This window comes from Rhodoplanes roseus, from assembly GCF_003258865.1.
Taxonomy (GTDB): Bacteria; Pseudomonadota; Alphaproteobacteria; order Rhizobiales; family Xanthobacteraceae; genus Rhodoplanes; species Rhodoplanes roseus.
Genome location: NZ_NPEX01000459.1, coordinates 1 through 3,066, shown reverse-complemented (window position 1 = coordinate 3,066; position 3,066 = coordinate 1). Strand labels below are relative to the sequence as shown.

Below are 3,066 nucleotides of genomic sequence, written 5' to 3'. Positions count from 1 at the left end.
GGCGCCTCGCGGCGCCCGGCCCCGCTCCCTGGGCTTGGGGCCCGTCCTCTGACGAGGTGCGCGGATCCGCGCGCTGGGTCACATCATCGGGCTCGTCCTCGCACGCCGATCCGGCCGACTCGTCCTTCGCCCCGGCCGGGTAGGCGGTTGGTTCGGGCCGCGACGAAGCGACGACGGGCGGCGCGCAGCCGCCGCATTCGATCACGTCGTCGTCGCCGGCGATGATCTCGCCCGTCGCCTCTTCCGGCTCCGCCTCGTTGCCCCACGCATCCCAGCCGGGACGCGCCGGGCCGCGGCGGTTGAGCTCGATCTTGGGCAGCGTCGGGAACCACCGCTCGATCATCTCGGCGACGCGGTCCGGCTTTGCCGAGTGTTCGGCGCGTGGAGCGCGGAACAGCGAGACGTCGTTCGCGCCCATGGCGGGCGCCGGCGGCTTGCCGCGCTTGCCGACCAGCACCAGCTCGTGCGCCTGCCGGAACCAGTAGCCGGTGCCGGCCTGATCCTTGGCCCACACCTGGTGGGAGACGTAGTCGAAGCCCCAGGCGGCCATCACGAGCAGCGCATGCGGCAGCATCGGAATGGTGGCCCACAGGAACAGCACGCAGTCGTCGGCCGCGATCGACGACACGTCGCGCGCCGCGATCACCTCGGTACACGAGGTCGGATAGTGGTTGTCGGCCGCCCGATCGAGCCCGGTGTCGCGGCTCCACACCTCGAAACGCCACTCGGGATCGGCCAGGATCACGCCGTATCGGCGATCGGGCAGCGCGACCTGCCGGGCGCCGAGGTCGGCCTCGCGCTCGGCCCGCGCCTCGCGCTTGATCATGCTGCGCACCACATTGGCGCGTCCCGCCGACGCCTCCGCCGCCACCTCGGCCTGCAGGTCGCGCCGCATCCGGGCGGCGATGGCGGCCTGCGAGATCGACAGCTTTCCGGTTTCCACGGCCCGCTGCAGCTCGGGCGCGCCGCGCTCCTGCACCACCTTGGCCGCGCGCACGCTCCGCTCGCTCACATTGAGCCGCGCCGCCGCCTCGGCCTGGGTGGTTTCAACCGGCAAATTTGCCGCTTGATCCTCGGAGCGCCGGTCACCACCGTGACGCAACGTCGCGATCTTTGCCGCCACGAAAGCCCGCTGGCTCTCGTTCATGTGCCGGCGCGGGAGGTTGAGCGAGATCACATAGGCGAGCGGGTCGCCGTACAGCTCGGGCCTAAAGTGGCGCGTGTTGTGCGGCCCGATCTCGATCCCGGCGGCGAGCGCCGCGCGGTACCGGTTGCGGCCGTCGAGGATCTTGCCCTGCCAGATGTCGATCGGCTGCCGCAGCCCATGTGCGGCGACGTCCGCGACGAGCTCGTCGAAATCGCCGCCTTCCATCAGCGGGAACAGGTCGGCGAGCGGATGAAATTCGAGCGTCATCGCAACGCTCCAAGCTGGCCCGCGTTGTGGATGAACAGTCGGCCGTTCTCGTCCTCGACCACGGCACGACACCCGCCGCGGCGCTTTTGGAACACGGCCACCAGCCAACCGTCATAGGCGTAGTCGCTCGCGGTCACGCGCACGGGTACAGGCTCGCCGTTCGCGCCTAGGTCTCTCATCAGGTCGACGTCCACGCGATCCCCCGGCGTTTTCGTTATGCTGGCGGACGCGACCCGAAACCATCAGGTCCCGGGTCGCGCGTGATCAGATCCGCCCGTAGAGCGCCGGCACGCCGGTGCGGTCCGAGATCGCCAGCACGATCTGCTTGAACACCGCTTGCCGGACGTGCTCGACGCGGTTGAGCTGGATGCCGAGCAGCAGCTTGCCGTCGTCGAGCGTCCAGCGCAGGAAGGCGTGCACCTCGGTGTCCGGCTCGCCGAAATACACCGGCAGGCCAAGGACGAACTTGGTCGGCAGCTCCAGGCCGCTCTTCCGGCTGGTCGCCGTCGTCTCGTCGGTGAACTCGAAATTCTCGTTGTCCGAGGCGGTGCGCACGGCACGGATGAAGTTCACCTTGCGATGGGCCTGCAGGTCGCGCACCGCCTCGAGCAGCTCGCCGGCCGAGGGCGCCCGCACGTCCGGCGCGTTCTCCTCGATGAACCGGGCGAACTCGAGCTGCGGCATCAGCCGGCCCGAGATGCCGGTCCACAGCTTCCACTCCTCGGACTTGGGCAGCACCAGCGTCGCCCGGTGGGCGAGATGCGCCGGCGCGGTCGGCGCGTGGTAGTCGACCTGCCCGACGATCGTGTCGCGTTCGATGTCGGCGAACAGCAGCGACGCGACGCCCTTGAATAGCTGGACATAGTCGACGAGCGAATCCTGCGTCTGCAGCGTCACGGACTTGGAGATGTAGCGCGGCGCGACGGTGTGGAGCCCATCCTGGTCGCTCACGTCCTGGACGGTCGCATCGCCGTGCGTCACCAGCAGCGTGCGCCCGTCGTCGAGCTTGATGGTGGTCGGCGCGTAGGCCTCCCGGGTCAGGTCGCGGATCACCGCGGCTTCGGTACCGGTGTCTGTACTGGTGTCGGTCATGGAAATGTCCTTTCTCGATGCTGGATCAGCCGCGACCGGCGGCGTTCATGGTGGGCGTGCCGACCTCGTTGAGCGGCATCTCCTCCTGGCGCGGATCGACCCGGTGGAGGTCGCCGTCCTCGTCCGAGAAGAAGATCGCGGGCGCGATGTCGGCAATCGGCTTCTTGTGCTTCACCTCGGCGATGATCGTCTTCTCGGGGCCGCCGTGCTTCGCCGGCTTGATCTTGAGCGTGATGGTCACCGAGCCTTCCTTGCCGGTCTCGTCGACGGCCCGCACCACGTCGGCGAGCGCCGCCGTTGCTTCCTCGACCGGCCTTCCCCTGCGGATGTCCCGCAGCACGTCCGTGATCAGTCGCATGCCTCGCTCCTTTCGAAAGTGATCAGGTCGTCACGCCGCCGCCGAGCGCGTCGAGATGCAGCGCCACGGCGTCGGCGATCACGTCGCTCGGGGCGTCGCCCGTGACGGTGCAGTGGCGCTGCAGGGCTGCCAGCAGCGTCTGGGGCAGGACCAGCGACGCCTCCGCCTGCACCACGGCGATGGTGCGCACCTTCCACGGCGT

General features: G+C 69.3%; 4 protein-coding genes and 1 pseudogene. All 5 read right to left on the bottom strand.

The window, feature by feature from the left end; all coding sequences use genetic code 11:
* Positions 1-1,414, bottom strand: a 1,414-nt coding sequence (locus CH341_RS36125; RefSeq protein WP_245431322.1) for an MT-A70 family methyltransferase, incomplete at its 3' end; no start/stop codon positions are given.
* Entirely contained in the window at positions 1,411-1,608 is a 198-nt protein-coding gene (locus CH341_RS30055) for a hypothetical protein (RefSeq protein ID WP_111423136.1), read from the bottom strand. The genes CH341_RS30055 and CH341_RS36125, both read right to left, overlap by 4 nt.
* 70 nt (positions 1,609-1,678) lie before the next feature.
* Entirely contained in the window at positions 1,679-2,506 is an 828-nt protein-coding gene (locus tag CH341_RS30050; RefSeq protein ID WP_111423133.1) for a DUF2303 family protein, read from the bottom strand.
* Between the two features lie 25 nt (positions 2,507-2,531).
* Positions 2,532-2,864 carry a hypothetical protein gene (locus tag CH341_RS30045; RefSeq protein WP_111423131.1) on the bottom strand — a complete coding sequence of 111 codons (333 nt, stop codon included), beginning with the start codon at positions 2,862-2,864 and terminating at the stop codon, positions 2,532-2,534.
* Positions 2,865-2,886: 22 nt separating this feature from the next.
* Positions 2,887-3,066 (bottom strand): annotated as a pseudogene (locus CH341_RS34605) (hypothetical protein); the annotation flags it as partial.